The following is a 19,735-nucleotide window of genomic DNA, read 5'->3' as shown; positions in this document are numbered from 1 at the left end:
CCCGTATATCTAAGTTAGGCTGCTTATTATTAAGTGACTGGTTAAGATGGAAAATGATTTTAAGGGAGGATTTTACTATGGCGAGAGAGATAAATGAAGTGGTAATGGTCAGCGCCTGCAGGACCCCGATCGGCGACTATGGCGGAAGCCTGGCATCGGTAAGAGCCAATGAACTGTCAAGCATTACCGCTACCGAGGCTATAAAGCGTGCCGGTCTGGAAGCGGCTCAGGTGGATGAATTAGTAATGGGCTTGTGCCTGCATCATGGCAATGGTTCTCTGCCTCCCAGGCAGATTGCCATGGATATAGGAATGCTGCCCCGGTCGTCAGCCTGCATGGTGCAACAGAACTGCGCATCTTCCATGCGTGCAGTTGAAATAGCGACCTCTAATCTGATGCTGGGTAAGACTGATATTGCCCTGGTAGTTGGAACGGAAAGTATGAGCAATATTCCCTACCTGGTACAGAATGCCCGCTGGGGATATCGTATGGGCGATGGGAAGTTTCAGGATCCCATGCTCTCCGATGGCTTGGTTTGCCGTTTGGCAGGGAACATCCATATGGGCGGAACGGCTGAAAACGTTGCAGAAATGTATGGCATTTCCCGGGAGGAATGCGATGAGGTGGCGTTGATCAGTCACACCAGGGCTGTCCGGGCAACTGATGAGGGCCGCTTCAAACGCGAAATCGTACCGGTGGAAATCAAGACCAAAAAGGGAGTCAAAGTATTCGAAGCCGATGAGCACCCCATCCGGGGAGCCAATTTGGAAGTTATGGGCAAACTGCCGCCGGCATTCAAAAAGGGCGGGGTAGTAACTGCGGCCAATGCTTCCGGCTTGAACGACGCATCGGCTGCGGCTGTATTTATGACCCGTAAAAAGGCGGATGAATTAGGGCTGAAACCCCTGATGAAACTCATAAATATTTGCTCTGAAGGCGTTGAAGCCAGAGTAATGGGTCTGGGACCGGCAGTAGCTGTCCCCAAGTGCCTCAATCAGGCAGGCATGAATTTTGATGACGTAAACTACTGGGAAATCAATGAGGCCTTTGCGGCTCAGGTAATCGGGGTCAAGAGAATGTTAAAAGATGAACAGGGTATTGAGCTTAATACCGGTACTGTGGAAGAGGACGGCAATATTAACAACAACGGTTCCGGAATCGCTCTGGGCCATCCCGTAGGATGCACCGGGCTGCGTATTATTATCAGTCTTTACTATGAATTGGAAAGACTCGGAGCCACCGTAGGCGGAGCTTCCCTCTGCGTTGGCGGCGGACCGGCCATGGCCAGCCTCTGGACCCGTGATATCTAGTTTTCATCTAAATTGAAATCCCCCATAAATGTTTTATATCTTATCTAATTCCGATCGGGAGATGTTAACCCATCTCCCGGCGGACACTTTTTCTTTATGAATGCCAAGAATGATCTTTATAGATGGTCTCTATAGACTATAGAAGCTTCGAAGCAGCAGGTACTAGCTTCGCAGTGATTTTTAAGACATAAGGGAGGTTTAATTATGAGTGGTAATTTTGCCTATCTCAATACTCGTGATTTTGAGTTTATTATCCAGGAATGGCTTCCCACGGAAAAAATCTTCGCTTATCCCCGGTTTGCCGATTATTATTCCAAAGAGGATGTAAAATCGGTGCTGGCTCCGATACTCAAAATGGCCAAGGAAGTAGTAGAACCTACCAATGACGATGGCGAGAAAAACCCGGTCAAATTTGAAAACGGCAAGGTCGCCTTGCCTCCGACCTTTGGGCCGCTTTTCCATCAACTGCAGGAAGAAGGCTGGGGCACCAGCAATATCGACGAATCGGAAGATGCCATGGTACTGCCTCATATCCTGCATGCCATGGTCTGGGAGATGCTGGCCGCGGCCAACCCCACCTTCCCACCTTATATCGTTCTCACCAGCGGTGCAGCCGGTTTGGTTCAAAGCTTCGGCGATGAAAAAGTAAAAGCCATGTTTTTACCCAGGATGATGGATGGAACCTGGTCCGGAACCATGTGCCTGACCGAACCTACGGCCGGTTCCGATGTGGGAGACATCTTATCCAAGGCTTATCCCACCGATGATCCCCGTATTTTTAAAATCAAAGGCAGCAAAATATTTATTACCGGCGGCGATAATGATTTTACCGAGAATATAATCCATCTCTACCTGGCCCGGGTGGAAGGGGCCAAACTGGGGACTAGCGGCATATCATTGTTTGTGGTTCCTAAATACTGGGTGAATGATGACGGCAGCCTGGGTGAACTCAACGACGTTGAAACTACCGCGGCCGAGCATAAATTGGGTCAGCATGGCTCCTGCACCGCTGCCCTGGCTTTTGGCGAGAACAACGAATGCCGCGGCTGGCTGCTGGGCAAAAACCCGCTGGAGAATGAAGGCGTTGGCGAGGGCATGGCGCAGATGTTCCAGATGATGAACATGGCGCGGATGGAGACCGGGCACATGGCCCTCTCCTGTATGGCCAATGCCATGTATAATGCCCGTGATTATTCCAAAGACCGGATTCAGGGGCGGCTCATGACCAACCCCAAAGCAGGCCGGGTAGCTATCATCAACCACGAAGATATCAGACGTACGCTGCTGATGGGCAAGGCTCACGTTGAAGCCATACGGGCCATGATGTACAAGACCTATTTTGCCTTCGATGTGCGCGAAAACGACCCCGATCCGGAAAAGAGACAAGCGGCCAATGATTTAATCGAAGTAACCACCCCGCTCTGCAAGGCTTATCCCACTGATGAAGGCTGGTGGATTTGCGGCGAAGCCATCCAGGCATACGGCGGATATGGCTACTGTGAAGAATATCCGGTAGCCCAGATAGCCCGCGATATCAAGATTTACTCCATTTGGGAAGGCACCAACTTCATCCAGTCCATGGATCTCTGCGGACGCAAGATGACCATGGGCAAAGGAGTCCCCTTCAGGAATTTCCTGAAAGGGATGCAGGATTTCTACGAAGCTAATAAGGATACGGCTGGCTTTGAAAAGGAATTCAATAATATAGGCAAGGCCCTAGCTGCTTACGGCAAGATGCTGCAGGCCATGAATGGCTATCTGGCTGAGAAAAACATCAGTATGATGCCTCTCTATTCACGGCGTATCCTTACTGCCACATCACAACTGTATGCCGGTACCTGCATCCTGGATCAGGCCCTGCTGGCTGACAGGAAGGCTAAAGAGGTGGGCCCGGGGCATTTTGACTACAATTTCTATGTCGGCAAAGTAGCCGCAGCCAGATACTATGTCCGCAATGTTGTCCCCAACGCATGGAATGTAGCGGAAATTGTTATCGATGGAGATACCTCATCCCTGGATGTTCCCCTGGAAGCTTTTGATTACTAAGCATGTCCGGATTATCCGGCGCGGCTATGAGAAGCCGGATAATCCGCCCGATTACGGCATCCCGGGCTGGCAGCAGGTGCGGCTGGTAAAATAGTATGAAAACTGGCAAAATGATTATACAATAATAATTAATACCGCTGAGATTTAGGCGGTATTAATTATTAGGGATGAAACCCCAGCCTCAAAGGAGGATTTGTTTGGCCAGAATCAGAATGACGGTAGAATATGACGGAAGCCGCTATCATGGGTTTCAGATCCAGGACAACGCCAACACGGTGCAGGCCGAACTGGAACTTGCCATCAAGCGGGTCAGCGGCGAAAGCATATCGGTTCTCTGCGCTGGACGTACTGATGCCGGGGTTCATGCCCTGGGCCAGGTTATTGCCTTTGACAGCAATTCCAGTGTACCCGGTGAAAAGTGGCAGTTTGCCCTTAACAGTTTTCTCCCCCCCGATATCCAGGTGGCTGCCAGTGCGGAATGCGCTCCCGATTTTCATCCTCGTTTTCAAGCGCTGAGTAAAGTCTATCATTACCTTATTTATCGCCAGCAGCGGGGACGGGTTTTTAACCGCAATTATGCTCTCTATTGTACCGAACCCCTTGATCTGGCAGCTATGGAGGAGGCTTGCCGGCCCTTGCTGGGCCAGCATAACTTCAAATCCTTCTGTGCCAGCGGATCCAGTGTCAAGACTTTTGAGCGTACCGTCAAGGTTTGCCGCCTGCTGGAAAAACAATCCTACCTTAAACTGGAGATTGAGGCGGATGGCTTTCTATATAATATGGTAAGGATTATAACGGGTACCCTGCTGGAAGTCGGGCGGAAAACCTACCCGCCGGCAGCTATGCAGGAAATCATAAACGCCAGGGATCGCAGCCAGGCGGGTCCTACCGCTCCTCCGCAGGGACTTTACCTGGTCGAGGTGAAATACCCGTCGCCGTAATGTGCTATGGGTTGAAGAAAATTGTGTAAAAAACCGCATTCCTTTATTGACAAGAGCAGGTTGATTTCGCTATTATTAAAAGGCAGTCTCTATATTTGTGCCTGTTTCCTGCCCCGTTAACAGGCCCGGATAAGGGACAAGAAGCGGATTTGTCAAGAATACAGGAGGGAAAGACGTGAAAACGTATATGGCCAAGCCCGCGGAAACAGTCCGCACCTGGTATGTTGTCGATGCTGCGGATCAGACCCTGGGCAGATTGTCTTCTGAAGTTGCCTCCATTTTGAGGGGAAAACATAAACCTACCTACACGCCGCATGTTGACACTGGTGATTTCGTTATTGTTATTAATGCAGATAAAATCAAGCTCACCGGCAATAAGCTTGACCAGAAGAAATATCAACATCACTCCGGTTATCCTGGCGGTTTAAAGGAAATGACTTACCGGGTGCTGTTGCAGAAGAGGCCGGAAAAAGCAATTGAACTGGCTGTTAAAGGTATGCTGCCCCATAACCGTTTGGGCGCCAAAATGCTGAAAAAGCTAAAGGTTTACCGGGGAAGCGCTCATCCCCATCAGGCACAGCAGCCGGTAGTTCGCGAGTTAAGAGGTTAAGGAGGGTCGTCATGGCAAAGGTACAGTACTGGGGAACCGGAAGAAGAAAGGAAGCCGTTGCCAGGGTTAGATTGGTACCCGGGGATGGCAAGATAATCATAAATAATAGAAACTTTGAGGATTTCTTTCCCAATCAGACCAGCCGCCTGATCGTTCAGCAGCCTCTGGTTCTTAGTGATACCCTGGGTCGTTTCGATGTAATCTGCCGCGTACATGGTGGCGGAGTTACCGGCCAGGCAGGCGCTATCCAGTTGGGAATCGCCCGGGCGCTGGTAGTGGCTAACCCGGATGCAAGACCGCTGTTAAGAAGAAGCGGTTTCCTCACCCGCGATCCGCGGATGAAGGAAAGAAAGAAATACGGTCTGCATAAAGCCAGAAAGGCCCCGCAATACTCCAAGCGTTAAGGAAACGAGCATAAAAACCTCCCCGTGTACGGGGAGGTTTTTTTGATTCTTATTTAATACTTCCCCTGCATATATAAGAAATAGAAAACAACAAGGCAGGGGTTAGGAAATGTTTAAAGGCAAAGTATTCTTAATCTCCAGGAGAAAGGCCAGATTGACTGTTACCGGGGTGTTGGCCCTGGCTCTCCTGTTTATGTTGGCACCGGCCGACCCGCTGCCGGAGCAAGCGGTACTGTCCTATGGAGTAGCCAATAAGATAATTGTCATCGATCCTGGTCATGGGGGGCTGGATGAAGGCGCTGTGCGAGGAAAATATAAAGAAAGCGAAATCACTTTACAGATCAGCAAAAAACTGGCCGGTTATCTGAGCCAGGCGGGGGCTATGGTAATAATGCTGCGGGAAAATGAAAGTGATTTATCCGGAGACGAATTTACCGGAACCATCGGCCAGCACAAGCGCGAAGATATGAAAAGGCGGGTACGCAAGGCCAACCAGGCCGGGGCCGACCTGTATATCAGTATTCATGCCAATGCCGTTCCCAATACCGTCTGGACCGGTGCCCAGACCTTTTACAAACCGAAATGCGATGCCAGTAAAGCAGTTGCGGCAGCAGTTCAGGAGGAATTGGCCGGGGCTTTGGGGAATACTAAACGTAAAGCGGCGCCCGGCAACTATTATGTGCTTAACAACAGCCGGATGTCGGCCATACTGATTGAAACCGGATTTATTTCCAATCCCGGGGAAGCGGCTTTGCTGGCTGACAGCAGCTATCAGTCCAAGCTGGCTTATGCCATTTTCACAGGGGTTGCCCGGTCACAGCTGGAAAAGCCTGATCATGACCAAGAACAGAAACCGTAGTGTTAGGAGATGATAGCAGATGATTACTTATGCCGCCCTGTCTCCCCACCCCCCCCTGCTGGTTCCCGAAATCGGAGGGGAGCGCATCAAGGATGTAGCCGGGAGCGTTGCCGGTATGCGGCAGATGGCCCGGGAATTGGCCGATAGCTGTCCCGAGACGGTTATCTTTATAACTCCCCATGGCAATGTATTTGCCGATGCCATTTCGGCGCTGGCTGATTCCCAGCTCAAGGGGGATTTCAGCAATTTCGGCAATCATAACCAGGGGACGAGCTGTAAGAACGATAAAGCGTTGCTAAAAAATATAGCCTTGCGCGCCGGTTCGGCCGATATTAGTATGGTGCTGCTGGATCAGGATACAGCTTTGCGTAACCAACTCAACCCCCGGCTGGATCATGGCGTATTGGTGCCTTGGTACTACCTGGAGGAGGCGGGTCTAGTTGAGGTTAATATAGTCCCTATCAGTGTTGCTTTCCTATCCCTGCTGGAACTCTACCGCTTCGGAACCATAATCCGTGATGCGGCTGACGCCCTGGGGCGCAGAGTGGCCATAGTCGCTTCCGGAGATATGTCTCACCGGCTCAAGGATGAAGGCCCTTATGATTACCATCCGGACGGCAAGCGTTTTGATGCGGAAGTGAAAACCTGCTTGGAACAGGGTGATGTTGCCGCTTTTCTCAACATTTCCGAAGAACTGCGCAGCAATGCCGGTGAATGCGGTTACCGCTCTCTGGTTATCATGTTTGGGGCTTTAGATGGCCGGGGCTTTACCCCGAAAGTTTTTAGTTACGAGGGGCCCTTTGGGGTGGGCTATTTAGTTGCCGGTTTCCTGCCTGAAGCGGAGGGTAAGAGCCTGCTGGAAGAGCTGCAGCAGAAAAAACGGGAAGAGATAAGCCAAAGCCGGGACAATGAAAGCATTCCTGTGCGATGGGCGCGTATGATACTGGAGAACTATACCAGATATCGGGAGATTCCTCCCATACCTCAGGAAATGGAGGTACTGCGTCAGCAGCGGGCCGGTACCTTCGTTTCCCTGAAGAAAAACGGGCAGCTTCGGGGCTGTATCGGCACTACTGAAGCTGTGTATGGTGATCTGGCTCAGGAAATAGCCCGCAATGCCATCAGCGCCGGTACCAGTGACCCGCGTTTTCCACCGGTAGGGGCGGAGGAGTTGGATGATATCATTTACTCGGTGGATGTATTGGGTGAGGCTGAGCCTTGCAGCAGAGAGGATCTGGATCCGGTAAAATACGGAGTGATTGTCAGCAAGGGCAGGCGCCGGGGCTTGCTGCTGCCCGACCTGGAGGGTGTGGATACCGTGGAAGAGCAGGTCTATATTGCCCTTAACAAAGCCGGTATAGCTCCTTCCGAGGATTACAAAATCGAACGCTTCCGGGTAACCAGGTATAAATAATGAATCAGTGATAACATGCCGGAAATGGAAGCTCAATTTTATGAGAAAAGGGAAAACCGCAGGGTCAAATGCCTTTTGTGTCCTCATCATTGCAGTTTGCACGAAGGGCAGGAAGGTCTGTGCCGGGTAAGGGTAAACCGGGAGGGGGAGCTGATTAGCTTAAACTACGGAGAAGTCGCTTCCCTGGCTCTGGATCCGATTGAAAAAAAGCCTCTGTTCCATTTTCATCCCGGCAAACTAATACTGTCTGCCGGTACCTTCGGTTGTAACCTGGCCTGTGCCTTTTGCCAGAATTACTCCCTGGCCCATGAAATTCCGCCAACAAGCTATCTTGATACAGCCGCCTTGCTGGATATAGCCCGCCAGGCAGAGCCTGAAGGCTCAGTAGGAGTAGCCTTTACCTATAATGAACCTTCCGTCTGGTATGAATATATCAGGGCAGCGGCCCCAAAACTTAAGGAACGCGGGTTTAAGGTGGTTCTGGTAAGCAACGGTTATATTGACCCCCGTCCTTTGGAGGAGATGCTGCCTTGGGTGGATGCCGTAAACATAGACTTAAAGGCATTTAATGATGAGTTTTACCGGCGCCACTGCCGGGGAAGGCTGGCGGCAGTGCTGGAAACAGTGGAAAAGGCAGCGGCCGCAACCCACGTGGAGATAACCACCTTGCTCATACCGGAAGAAAACGATGATTCCACAGAAATAAGCAACCTGGCTCATTGGCTGGCTGCAATCAACCCTGATATGCCATTACACCTGTCCCGCTATCACCCGGCTTACAAATTCAACCAGGCCCCTACTCCCTTGCATACCCTGCAGGCAGCTAGAGAAACAGCCCGGGAACACCTAAATTTTGTTTATCTGGGCAATATCCCGGGAGAACAGAACCTTACCCTTTGTCTGAATTGCGGGGGTATGCTGATTTCCCGTACCGTTTATGATGTGAATACGGAGGGTTTAAAGGACGGCTGCTGCCGGTATTGCGGTAGCCGGGTCGATTACATCGTCATCTGACCGGCTCCCAATGGTTCCGGCAACTCTTAAGAAAAAATTGGGAAGAGCGGGCGCGCTCTTCCCATCTTATATATGAAAGCCGCCAGCAATGCCGGCAGGCTATCCACACGCTATTATTTTACCCATAGTCCAGAATATGAATACCTGCCTGGATATGTTACCAGTATCAAGGATAAGGGGAAGTATACAACTTAAAAGGTAGGCGGCAGGTACGGTTGTAGGAGAGAATGGAGGGGGGGCCATCCTCTCCTACTTATTCGGAAGCGCATATGGGTTAGAGTCACATCTGAGCTACTATTTTCTTGATAATATGAATGGACAACTCGTCAGTATCGATTGGAAACAGATCAACATTACTTCCGCTTACAATTATCCACTCATCTGCAAGCTGCCGTATTTCATCCCTATCCAAGCAGGCTGAGCTACATCCGCACATCATGATACCCAGTCCCGGTTTTTCAGCAGCTTCTTTGCAAGTTAACATCATATCCGAAGGTAAGCCGTACTTTATTTCATCAACAACTTTTGAACGGTTTATGACCGGGTTGCATCCTCCGCAGTATTTAAGCAGTATCGGTTTTATCATAAACAGCAACTATTCCCAATCAATATCAGCGTTTTCCTGAACCCCGCACAGCTTTTCAGCTAACTCTTTACGATAATCCAGGTCAACCAGCCGGGTAATCATTATTCTTTGGGCCTGGGGCGAACCTGCGCCATGCATGGATTCAGTCAAATATCCGACCGCACCGCACCCCATGGTCAGATTCTCAATAAGTCTAAGTACCCGCTGGCGTTTCTCAGCGCTCCCTTCATCGGAGGCCCGCACATATTTTTTGACCAGGGCTCCGATTTCAGGATGATTAAAATCCGCCGCGGAAGGCATGGTCACCAGCAAGCCCCCGGCCAGGTCCTGGCCCAAGCGGGCTATTTCATAGGGGAAGCGAGTGACGTTCTGCTTGCAGATATTGGCCAGGAGCAAATCAATCAGACAATTACCGGCCGGAGTTCTGTGGCCTTCGGCGGAGCAGGCGATGCCGCAGGAATACAAGGTTTCGTTAAGGTGGCACATCTCAACCAGTTTGTCCTTCACATGGGAGGCTTTAGAAGCGCCGTTGTAATCGGTTATAGCTTTGCAAGCGCCGATCAGGACATCGCCCACGCCTACCTTGCAGCCGCCGTAACTCTGGCGGTGATAACCGGCAAAGCGTTCTACCAGCATGGTGGAAAAATCGGTTTCGCCATTCATGAATACCCTATCCCAAGGTACGAATACGTTATCAAATATGGTCATAACTTCCTGACCGCCAAAATCAATGTTGCCAACATCAATTTTATTGTCATCCAGCTTACGGGTATCGCAGGACTGCCTGCCGTATACATAAATCATACCGGGAGCATCGGTGGGAACCGCGCAGCAAACCGCCCATTCCTGTTCGTCATCTTTCAATGAATTATTAGGCATGATCAGAATTTCGTGGGAGTTGATCATACCGGTCTGGTGCATTTTGCAGCCCCGTATTACTATACCGTCTTCACGTTTCTCCACAATATGCAGATAAGCATCGGGATCAGGCTGCTGTCCCGGCGGCTTGGACCTGTCGCCACGGGCGTCAGTCATGCATCCGTCGACAACCAGATCATTTTGCTGAACATATATTAAAAAGTTTTTAAAACGCTCATGATATTCAGTCCCGTATTTGGCATCAATCTCAAATGTAGTATTGAAAACAGCGTTAAAAGCATCCATGCCTACACAGCGCTGAAAGCAGCATCCGGTTTTTTGCCCCAGCAGACGCTGCATTTTGACCTTTTTGATCAGATCGTCGGTATTCTGATGCAGATGAGTAAAACGGTTGATCTTCTCTCCGGTAAAATTTGAGGTTGCTGTCATTAAATCCTCATACTCGGGTTCTCCGGCCAGTTTATAGGTCATGGCCACAGCGTTTACAGACGGCCTTATTATGGGGTGAGCAACGAAGTTTTCAACTTTTTCGCCAAACATATAAATGCTTAATTTTTTCTCCCGCAAACTATCAATATACTCCTGGGCCGTTTTTAATGGCATTTTCTTACCCCGCCTTTCTCCATTTATCCTTATTCGAATCAATTTACTGCGCAGCTGGACTGTTTCCGGAATCTTATACTGCAATTTTTATACCATGCCCGGTATTTCCGCTGCCAGGTTTTACTTTGCCCAATGATCCAAGGCTAAGAATTAGGAACAAAAAGGAAGTGGTTAGATCCCATTTAAGGTTTGGAAGACCTTAAGTTCGCAGTTGCCGATAAGGAATAAATGAGATTGCAACCAGCAAGCGCATGAACCGTATACGAATCAATTGCCATATAGCGAACCTAAAATGAATCTCACGATAGGAAATGCCGGATTTGCAGAGATTTTCGGAGACCTAAAAAATTTTTATGATTCTAAAAAGGTTCAACCGGCGGCTGGCTCCGATAAACAAAATCTATTATAAACCATTATTTTGCTGGTTTGCTTGTTTATAAAAATTGGCATGTAACTTGCAAATACAGAATAGTGGTTTGATAAGCGATGGAAAGGAGTAGGAAACAGTGCTTGATTGGCAAAGTTATTACAGTGAACGCATTTGTACACCTTCAGAAGCAATAAAATGTGTTAAATCCGGGCAACGGGTAATATTGGGACATGCCTGCGGGGAACCTCAGGTATTAACCCGGGCGCTGGTAGCAAGGGCGCATGAACTGGAGGATGTTGAAATAATTCAAAGAGTTGCCATGGGAGACTCATCTTACGTTGGGCCCGAAATGCAAGGGCATTTCAGGCTGAATTCGTTGTTTGGCAGCGCTCCGACCAGAAAAGCCATAGCCGAAGGGCGGGCTGACTTTACCCCCTGTTTTATATCGGAAATTCCCGATTTATTTCTTTCGGGCAAGGTGCCGCTTGACGTTGCCATGGTTACGGTGACTCCGCCCGATAGTCATGGTTATTGCTCTCTGGGGATATCAATAGATTACACTATCCAGGCAGCCAGAGCCGCAAAGATAGTAATTGCCCAGGTAAATCCGGAGATGCCTCGTACTTATGGAGATACCCTTTTACATGTTACTGAAATGGATTATTTTGTACCTGCCGAAGAGCCTCTTATTGTACTTCAACCCCCGACGATCGGACCAGTGGAAGAACAGATCGGTATGAATGCCGCCTCACTCATAGAGGATGGCGCTACCCTGCAACTGGGGATAGGCTCGATACCTGATGCCATACTGAGCTTCCTGCATGATAAGCATGATCTGGGCGTGCATACCGAATTATTTTCCGATGGAGTCAGAGGCTTGGTGGAGGAAGGAGTTATTAACGGAAAAAAGAAGACGCTGCATTCCGGCAAAGTGGTATCCAACTTTATTATGGGTACGCGCGAACTTTATAACTGGGTGCATGAGAATGCCGCTATAGCTTTGTATCCTGAAGACTATACCAATGACCCCTTTGTGGTAGCCCAAAATTACCGTATGACGGCTATAAATTCAGCTTTGGAAGTAGATGTTTTAGGGCAGGTGGCCGCCGATACCCTGGGACCGATGCAATTCAGTGGTGTGGGGGGACAGGTTGATTTCATCAGAGGCGCTGCCCGTTCCCCGGGAGGAAAATCAATAATCGCCTTCCCGGCTACCGCTCAAAAAGGACAGGTAAGCAGGATCGTCTCGGTCCTGGCCCGAGGTTCGGCCGTAACCACTTCCAGGCACGATTCTGATTATATTGTAACTGAATATGGGATTGCTTCTATGAAAGCCAAAACCGTGAAAGAGAGGATGGAGGCTTTGATTAATATAGCGCATCCTGATTTCAGGGCTGAAATAAGACATGATGCGTATAGAACTTATTTTTCTTTCTAGCCATTTAGCCGGGGCGACTACAGTAATGTCAGTCTGGGAATATACAAATAATAAGGTAGGTGGTAGCCGATACGAATAAAAACGAAATGCTGGTACTGGAGAAAAGATAATGCTGCCGGTCATCGGCGCCAAGCTCATGTGTTAGTCAAGTCCGTTGGGCCGCGCATTATCTGTTAAAAAGAGGATAGGGCAGTTTAACAGCGTAGATAATAGTGCTAGAAAGGATCAGAACTTATAAAGAGGGAGGGCAAAGAATGAGTAAAAACCCAAGCTTTATACATCCCTATATACCAAATTCAGCTTCCGCAGTCGAGCAGGATATGCTCCAAGAAGTGAGCGAAAGTGCGGCGGAAAATTTGTACAAAGTTATTCCGCATCAATTAAAACTGAATAGAAAATTAGAATTACCGGAGCCTTTTCTTTCGGAATATGAACTTAAGAAGCATGTGCAATCAATTCTTGACAAAAACAAATCATGCGAGGAATATGTCAGCTTTCTGGGTGCGGGCTGCTGGCCGCATTATGTTCCTTCAGTATGTGATGAAGTTAATAATCGAGCCGAGTTTTTAACCGCTTACTGGGGGGATACTTATTCCGATTTTGGAAAATGGCAGGCTATGTTTGAATATCAGAGCATGATGGGTGAACTGCTGGATATGGAAGTGGTCAGTACCCCGACTTATGATTGGAGTTCTGCAGTCAGCAGTGCTCTTATGATGTCTGCCAGAATTACCGGCCGCTCGGAAGCGCTGGTGATAAGTACCACTAGTGCAGAGAGGCTAATGCACATGCACAATTTCTGCCATGAAAAACTGCAGATTAACCTGATCCAACACCATTCAGATACCGGTCTAATGGATCTGCAAGACCTGAAAAACAAGGTTTCTTCAAATACAGCAGCAGTATATTTCGAGAATCCAGGCTTCCTTGGTTTTATGGAGCCGCAGGGCAAGCAGATTGCAGAAATTGCTCATGCAGCCGGTGCTCTGGTCGTGGTGGGCGTTGATCCAAGTTCACTTGGAATCATGGCCCCTCCTATATCCTATGGCGCTGACATCGTATGCGGAGATGCACAACCGTTTGGCAACCATATGAATTACGGCGGCGGGGTGTGCGGTTTTATTGCTACCAGAGATGAAGAGCGTTTTGTAGCTGAGTATCCCACCCTGCTTATCAGTATTGTTGCCGGAAAAACCGAGAAGGAATGGGGATTTGGGCAATGTACCCATGATCGTACTTCATATGTGCGAAGAGACCTTTCCCCGGACTTTATAGGGACTTCGCAATGGCTTTGTGCTATCACTGCCGCAGTATATCTTTCCTTAATGGGCCCTGCAGGTATGAAGGAATTAGGGGAAGGAATAATGAGGCGTTGTGCTTACGCCATGAAAAAGATCAAAGACATAGATGGAGTAGATGTTCCTCTATCGGCTTCTCCCCATTTTAAGGAGTTTATAGTTAATTTTGACGCTACCGGCAAATCAGTGGCAGAAATTAATAAAGGGCTACTTGATAGAGGCATATTCGGCGGCAAAGATCTGAGCCGGGAATTTCCTGACCTGGGGCAAAGTGCACTTTACTGTGTAACTGAAATTCACACAAAAGATGACGTAGAGAATCTGGTTAAGGCTTTAAAGGAGGTGTTGGAATGAGAAAAAATATGGATTATCACTCTGCCAGGTGGGATGAACCATTTATAATGCAGCTTGGTACTCCTGGAGAAAGAGGTATGCTTCTGCCGGCAGTGGAGGAGGCTATACGTGAGGAGACGGGGGATATTTTGGCTTCTATTCCCGACTCTTTGCAGAGAAAGACCAAGCCGGAATTACCTGAAATATCACAGCCCAGGGTAGTCAGACATTTTCTGCGCCTATCTCAAATGACTATGGGCTTGGATTTGACTCCTGATGTAAGCCAAGGCACCTGCACCATGAAATACAGCCCCAAGATTAATGAAAGTTTTTGCAGATCACCTAAAATGACCTCTATTCATCCCTATCAGGATGAGGATACAGTACAAGGCACTTTGGAATTAATTTATAAGCTTAATAATCTGTTATGCGAAATATCCGGTATGGATGATTTTTCCTTTCAACCGGGCGGAGGCTCACAGGCAATTTATACTAATGCCTGCGTAATCAGGGCTTACCATGCAGCCAACGGACAGGCCGGACAGAGAAACGAAATTATTACCACCACTTTTTCACATCCGGTTGATGCGGCAGCACCTCATACCGCCGGGTTTAAGGTCATACAACTTTTACCGGAAGAAGACGGTTATCCGAGTGTTGAGGCGCTTAAGTCTGCTCTTTCTGAACGGACTGCAGGTCTTATGATTACTAATCCTGAAGATACCGGTATTTTCAACCCCCATATTCAGGAATTTGTGGACCTGGTTCATGAAGCGGGGGGTTTATGTGCTTATGATCAGGCTAATGCCAACGGTATACTTGGAATTGCCCGTGCTCGAGATGCCGGGTTTGATATGTGCCACTTCAATTTGCATAAAACCTTTTCTTCACCTCATGGTTGTATAGGACCGGGTTGCGGTGCGGTTGGGGTTAAGGAAGAACTAGCCCGATTTTTACCCTTGCCGGCAATAACCTTTGACGGTGAAAAGTATCATATTGACTATAATTGCCCCGAATCCATCGGAAAAGTAAGAAGTTTCTTAGGCAACATTCAGGTGGTATTAAGATCATATGCCTGGATTATGAGTCTGGGAGCCGACGGACTGAAAAGAGTAGCGGAAATAGCTGTCCTGAACAACAACTATCTAACCAAGCGTATTGCTGCTATTAAAGGTGTGGTGATACCTTATCCTGATAGTGGCAACCGGTTGGAGCAAACAAGATTCTCCTGGGAGAAGCTGCAAGAAGATACGGGTGTGAATACCGAAGATGTAAGAAGACGGATTGTGGACTATGGTTTGCAGAGTTATCATACCAGTCATTATCCGATTATCATTCCCGAGCCTTTCACCCTGGAACCAAGTGAAACATTCTCTAAAGAGGATCTGGATTTATATGTAGATGTTTTCACCAAAGTATCGCAGGAAGCTTATGAAGATCCTAACCTGGTTAAAACTGCTCCCCACCGGAGCTCGATAGAGCAGGTCGATGTTTCGGTATGTGATAATCCTGAAACCTGGGCAATGACCTGGAGAGCATTTAAAGGGAAGCGGCAGAAAGGATAGTTTAAGCAATTCGATATCTTTGGCACAACCGATGTAGGGAGGGATTAAATGAGTTATTTATTCATGAAAGGTATTAATAAATCTTTCCCAGGTGTTCGTGCTTTAAAATCAGTAGATTTTGAGGCGGAAAAAGGTGAGGTTCACGCGATAGCTGGCGAAAATGGTGCGGGCAAGTCCACCTTAATAAAAATTCTGTCTGGCGCGTATCAACCTGACGAAGGGCAAATATACCTGGACGGCAAGCAAATCAAGATAAGCGATCCTCACTCAGGCCGGACCCAAGGAATATCAGTTATTTATCAGGAACTGAGCCTGGTTCCTTATATGACTGTAGCGGAAAATATATTTTTGGGTAATATGCCCAGTAGACTTGGCGCCGTTCGGCGCAGCCAAATGAGCAAACGGGCCAAAGAAGCTTTGGAGGGAATTGGATTTGAATTGAACCCTTCTTCTTTGGTAAAAGACTTGAGCATAGTCCAGCAGCAGGCGGTGGAAATTGCCAAGGTCCTGGTGGAGGACGCTAAAATAGTTGTTATGGACGAACCCACTGCACTGCTGCCAGCCCGTGAGGTGGAAACTTTATTCCGAGTAATAAACACCTTAAGGGAAAGAGGTGTAACCGTACTTTACATTTCTCACCGACTTAACGAGATTTTTGAAATGGCAGACCGGGTGACAGTTCTTAAGGACGGCAGTAAAGTAGGCACAGTGAGACCATCTGATATAAATCAAGACGGGTTGGTTCAGATGATGATTGGCCGGAAACCTGCCGATCGCATTTACTGGAGCCCGGAAAGGGTGGAAAAACTTAAAGACGCACCGGCAGTTCTTGAAGTTGAAGGACTGGTGGGTGAGGAAAATCTGCATGAAGTATCTCTTGCTCTGCGCCAGGGCGAAATTCTAGGTGTAGCCGGATTGGTGGGATCGGGAAAAAGCGAACTGGTGCAATGCATTTTCGGCGGGAAGCAACCGATAAGTGGAGTAATAAAAGTTCGCGGGAAAGAAATAAAGATGATCTCCCCTAGAACGTCAATCAGAAATAAAGTCGGTTTTCTGCCTGCGGATCGAAAACACCAGGGACTGGTTCTGGGGATGACGATAAAGCTAAACGCAACTTTAACGGCACTTCCCCAGTTCAGTAAATTGGGGGTTGTGAATCAAAAGAAAGAGGATGAGGTGGTATCGGAACAGATCGAAAAACTAAGGATCAAATGTTATAGCCAAAACCAGCAGGTAGACACATTGTCTGGCGGCAATCAGCAAAAAGTGGTCATGGCCAAATGGTTGCTTCCTGAATGTGAGGTACTGATGTTTGATGAGCCCACGCGGGGAATTGATGTGGGAGCACGGTCAGAAATTTATGAATTAATGATTGATTATGCCAACCAGGGCGGCGCAATTATTATTGTAAGCAGTGATACCCAGGAATTATTGGCAGTTAGTGACCGGATTGTCGTTATGGGACAAGGAAAAATGACGGGCAGTTTCAGTCGCGAAGAGGCAACCGAAGATAAAATCGTCAGGGCTATGTTTTAAGGAGGGGACTGGATGCTGAAGTTGAGCAAAAAGGGATTTGATTGGCGAAGCTTTTGGGCAACCTATCAGGTCTGGGTAATCTTTTTCGGATTAATAATATGTTACAGTATTATATCTCCTGAGTTCTTTACTGCGACTAATATCAATAATATCCTAACACAGAATGCCATGCTGGTTGTGGTCACTTTAGCTCAGTTACTGGCTGTTGTAACTGGAGGAATCGACCTTTCCGTAGCGTCAGTATTGGCTTTGTCTGGTGTAATGGTAGCCAAATTTGTAACTGCCGGTATTCCGGTGGGCCTAGCAACTTTGGGAGCTATAGGAGTTGGGGCTGTAGCCGGATGTGTCAACGGTATTCTGATTAGTAAGTTAAAGTTTGCCCCTTTCATTGCTACCCTGGCTACTCTGGTCATGGTAAAGGGTATGACCTTTATTCAGTCCGGGGGACATGTTATTTACGTCAATAATGAAACTTTTTCTTTCCTGGGCAGAGGAAGCCTTTTGGGAATACCAGTTATCATATGGGTAATGATTGTGGTAACTGTTCTGGTCTGGTTCGTTATGGGGCGCACCATTGTAGGCAGAAGATTGTACGCAGTTGGCGGCAACCCGGAGGCTGCCCGTTTGGCCGGGATTAATGTCCAACGGTATTTGTTTTTCGCATATGTATGTTCAGGTGCTTTGTGTGGGTTGGCCGGAGCCTTTATGGCTTTCCGCTTAGGAGCCGGCAGTCCTACAATCGGACAGGATTGGGAACTTGACTCGATTGCTGCGGTTGTGGTTGGCGGGGCATCATTGATGGGTGGTATTGGTACTCCAATTAACTCCATGTTTGGCGCCTTTATTATCGGATTTATTCGCAACATCCTGAATCTGATGGGTGTTGCTGCTTATCCGCAGATGATTGTAAAAGGCTTAATTATTATCCTGTCTGTAGTAAGCCAAAGCCTGGGAAGTGGGCTAATAGGATTTAGGATCAAAAAACCAGGAGGTGATAAGGAGATTGCGTCCGAGGAAAGAAAGGAGTGACCATTATAACTGGATCTATTAAACAACACGAATAATAGAGGAGGGTTTTGCATGTACGAAGGAAAAGGAAAAAGGTTCAAACTTTTAGCTGTTGCTTTAATGCTGATCTTTGCATTCACCTTAACCGGATGCGGTTCTGAGAAGCAAGAAGCTAACAGTGGCGACAAACAACAAACTGAAGAGCCGGCGGCCGGTGGCAACAGCGACTTGAATCCCTCGGGCAAAAAGTTTGTAATCGGTTGGAGCGAGAGAGCCCTGGCTGGCACTCCTTGGTTTGAAGCCATGGTTACCGCAGCCAAAGAACTGGGTAAAGCCAATAATTGCGAAGTAATAGTAATTGACGCTCAAAACAAACCGGACAAGCAAGTTGCCGATGTAGAGGATCTTATCGCCAGGAATGTTGATGCCATCGTTCTTGATCCATGTAATCCCACTGCTATTTTGACTGCAGTTGAGTCGGCAAACAAAGCTGGAATTCCAGTAGTTTGCGTAAACAGCGCTGTTGATACCAAGGGTAACCCTAACGCAAAAATCGAAACTTTAATAACTTCTGATAATTATGCAATCGGTTACGGCGTAGGCTATGAATTAGGCAAACTATGGAACAAGGATGCTGCAAATGTTGCGGTAATGAGCGGCCACCCCGGAGATATGGAAGGATGGCAGCGCAGATGCGGTTTCATAAGTGGTTTTTCTGAATATCAGTATGAGAAATTTGGTGCTTCCAAAATTGATGTGGTTGCCCAGCGCTATGCCGGAGATTGGGATCCCGACAAAGGCATGAGCCAGATGCAAGATATTTTGGTTTCGCATCCCAACCAGATAGATATTTTATTCAGTGAGGGCGATGCAATGGCACTAGGTTGTTTAAATGCTATTAAATCAGCGGGTGAAAGTGTATTAGTAGGTTCCATTGACGGTCAGTTGGAAGCCATTGAGGCACTTAAGGATGGTAAGATCAACGCTATTGGTATCAATAGCGCAGTCGAAACTGGTAAAGCAGGCATTGAATATTCGCTTAAGGTCCTGCACGATGAAGATATTTCGACCAGGGTTTATTTACCGTCTCCAACCATAACCAAAGATAACGTAGATAAGTTCTACAAACCAGGAGTACCTTTCCTATAAACCGCTGATATTTTAACGAAGGCTTAGACCTTAAAACAATGAACCTTTTGGAGTTCGTAGGCTTTCTCCGGAAGGTTCATTGTATTTTTACCTATCATCATTTTGTCAGTTTTAATTAAAACCGCTTTATAAAAATGTGAACCCAAATCGTTCGAAAAGGCTTAAGTGCTTAAATTCATACACCTTAGAAAATACGACCAGAGCTCGTAATCTGGAAAAAATTTATTAAAAATAGAATAGAAGGCTCGAATTGAGGCTGTTTTTCAAAAATGCCGGCCAGGAATTTGGGCATGCATTTTGCAAATATCAGAAAGCAAACATGCCAATCAATTTATCTACCTGCATCAGAGTTGATAAGATCTTTTTAAAAAG

The 19,735-nt window shown here is 47.7% G+C and carries 16 protein-coding genes; 14 read left to right on the top strand and 2 right to left on the bottom strand.

All coding sequences use genetic code 11. The annotated features are described in order from the left end of the window. Nucleotides 1-77: 77 nt before the first annotated feature. The 8 genes from ACU70B_RS13765 (at nucleotide 78) to amrS (ending at nucleotide 8,598) form a co-directional block, all read left to right on the top strand. Nucleotides 78-1,310 carry a thiolase family protein gene (locus ACU70B_RS13765; protein ID WP_447184088.1) on the top strand — a complete coding sequence of 411 codons (1,233 nt, stop codon included), beginning with the start codon at nucleotides 78-80 and terminating at the stop codon, nucleotides 1,308-1,310. 204 nt (nucleotides 1,311-1,514) lie between these two features. Beyond that, nucleotides 1,515-3,356 (top strand): acyl-CoA dehydrogenase, encoded by a 1,842-nt coding sequence (locus ACU70B_RS13760; RefSeq protein WP_447184087.1) that lies wholly within the window; start codon nucleotides 1,515-1,517, stop codon nucleotides 3,354-3,356. A 197-nt stretch (nucleotides 3,357-3,553) separates the two neighbouring features. Beyond that, the gene (gene truA, locus ACU70B_RS13755) at nucleotides 3,554-4,297 is read left to right on the top strand and encodes a tRNA pseudouridine(38-40) synthase TruA (RefSeq protein WP_447184086.1); all 744 of its coding nucleotides are present in this window, start codon (nucleotides 3,554-3,556) and stop codon (nucleotides 4,295-4,297) included. Nucleotides 4,298-4,484: 187 nt separating this feature from the next. Further along, nucleotides 4,485-4,907, top strand: a complete 423-nt coding sequence (rplM, locus tag ACU70B_RS13750) for a 50S ribosomal protein L13 (RefSeq protein WP_447185787.1) — start codon at nucleotides 4,485-4,487, stop codon at nucleotides 4,905-4,907. An 11-nt stretch (nucleotides 4,908-4,918) separates the two neighbouring features. After that, complete coding sequence (gene rpsI, locus ACU70B_RS13745) at nucleotides 4,919-5,311, top strand: 30S ribosomal protein S9 (RefSeq protein ID WP_447184085.1); 393 nt, start codon at nucleotides 4,919-4,921, stop codon at nucleotides 5,309-5,311. 109 nt (nucleotides 5,312-5,420) lie between these two features. Continuing rightward, complete coding sequence (locus ACU70B_RS13740; RefSeq protein WP_447184084.1) at nucleotides 5,421-6,170, top strand: N-acetylmuramoyl-L-alanine amidase; 750 nt, start codon at nucleotides 5,421-5,423, stop codon at nucleotides 6,168-6,170. Nucleotides 6,171-6,189: 19 nt separating this feature from the next. Then, a complete protein-coding gene (gene amrA, locus ACU70B_RS13735) occupies nucleotides 6,190-7,584 on the top strand; it encodes an AmmeMemoRadiSam system protein A (RefSeq protein WP_447184083.1) in 1,395 nt (464 codons plus the stop codon). Nucleotides 7,585-7,608: 24 nt separating this feature from the next. Beyond that, the gene (gene amrS / locus ACU70B_RS13730; protein ID WP_447184082.1) at nucleotides 7,609-8,598 is read left to right on the top strand and encodes an AmmeMemoRadiSam system radical SAM enzyme; all 990 of its coding nucleotides are present in this window, start codon (nucleotides 7,609-7,611) and stop codon (nucleotides 8,596-8,598) included. Between the two features lie 280 nt (nucleotides 8,599-8,878). Here amrS and ACU70B_RS13725 read toward each other — a convergent pair whose 3' ends face one another. Then, entirely contained in the window at nucleotides 8,879-9,184 is a 306-nt protein-coding gene (locus ACU70B_RS13725) for a hypothetical protein (protein ID WP_447184081.1), read from the bottom strand. A gap of 9 nt (nucleotides 9,185-9,193) precedes the next feature. Next, complete coding sequence (locus tag ACU70B_RS13720) at nucleotides 9,194-10,666, bottom strand: 4-hydroxyphenylacetate 3-hydroxylase family protein (protein WP_447184080.1); 1,473 nt, start codon at nucleotides 10,664-10,666, stop codon at nucleotides 9,194-9,196. 506 nt (nucleotides 10,667-11,172) lie between these two features. Here ACU70B_RS13720 and ACU70B_RS13715 point away from each other — a divergent pair. From ACU70B_RS13715 to ACU70B_RS13690, 6 genes are all read left to right on the top strand, one after another. Then, entirely contained in the window at nucleotides 11,173-12,474 is a 1,302-nt protein-coding gene (locus tag ACU70B_RS13715; RefSeq protein ID WP_447184079.1) for an acetyl-CoA hydrolase/transferase family protein, read from the top strand. A gap of 254 nt (nucleotides 12,475-12,728) precedes the next feature. Further along, nucleotides 12,729-14,126, top strand: a complete 1,398-nt coding sequence (gene gcvPA, locus ACU70B_RS13710; RefSeq protein WP_447184078.1) for an aminomethyl-transferring glycine dehydrogenase subunit GcvPA — start codon at nucleotides 12,729-12,731, stop codon at nucleotides 14,124-14,126. Then, nucleotides 14,123-15,670, top strand: coding sequence for an aminomethyl-transferring glycine dehydrogenase subunit GcvPB (gene gcvPB, locus ACU70B_RS13705; protein ID WP_447184077.1), 1,548 nt, complete (start codon nucleotides 14,123-14,125; stop codon nucleotides 15,668-15,670). The genes gcvPA and gcvPB overlap by 4 nt, the downstream gene beginning before the upstream one ends. Nucleotides 15,671-15,718: 48 nt before the next feature. Further along, nucleotides 15,719-17,206 (top strand): sugar ABC transporter ATP-binding protein, encoded by a 1,488-nt coding sequence (locus ACU70B_RS13700; RefSeq protein ID WP_447184076.1) that lies wholly within the window; start codon nucleotides 15,719-15,721, stop codon nucleotides 17,204-17,206. Between the two features lie 12 nt (nucleotides 17,207-17,218). Beyond that, a complete protein-coding gene (locus ACU70B_RS13695) occupies nucleotides 17,219-18,235 on the top strand; it encodes an ABC transporter permease (RefSeq protein ID WP_447184075.1) in 1,017 nt (338 codons plus the stop codon). Between the two features lie 51 nt (nucleotides 18,236-18,286). Next, on the top strand, nucleotides 18,287-19,363 hold the full coding sequence (locus ACU70B_RS13690) for a substrate-binding domain-containing protein (protein WP_447184074.1): 1,077 nt from the start codon (nucleotides 18,287-18,289) through the stop codon (nucleotides 19,361-19,363). Nucleotides 19,364-19,735 lie beyond the last annotated feature (372 nt).

It is taken from the genome of Syntrophomonas curvata (assembly GCF_052976825.1).
Note: the sequence above shows the minus strand (reverse complement) of the source record. Positions and strands in the feature narration are given on the sequence as shown.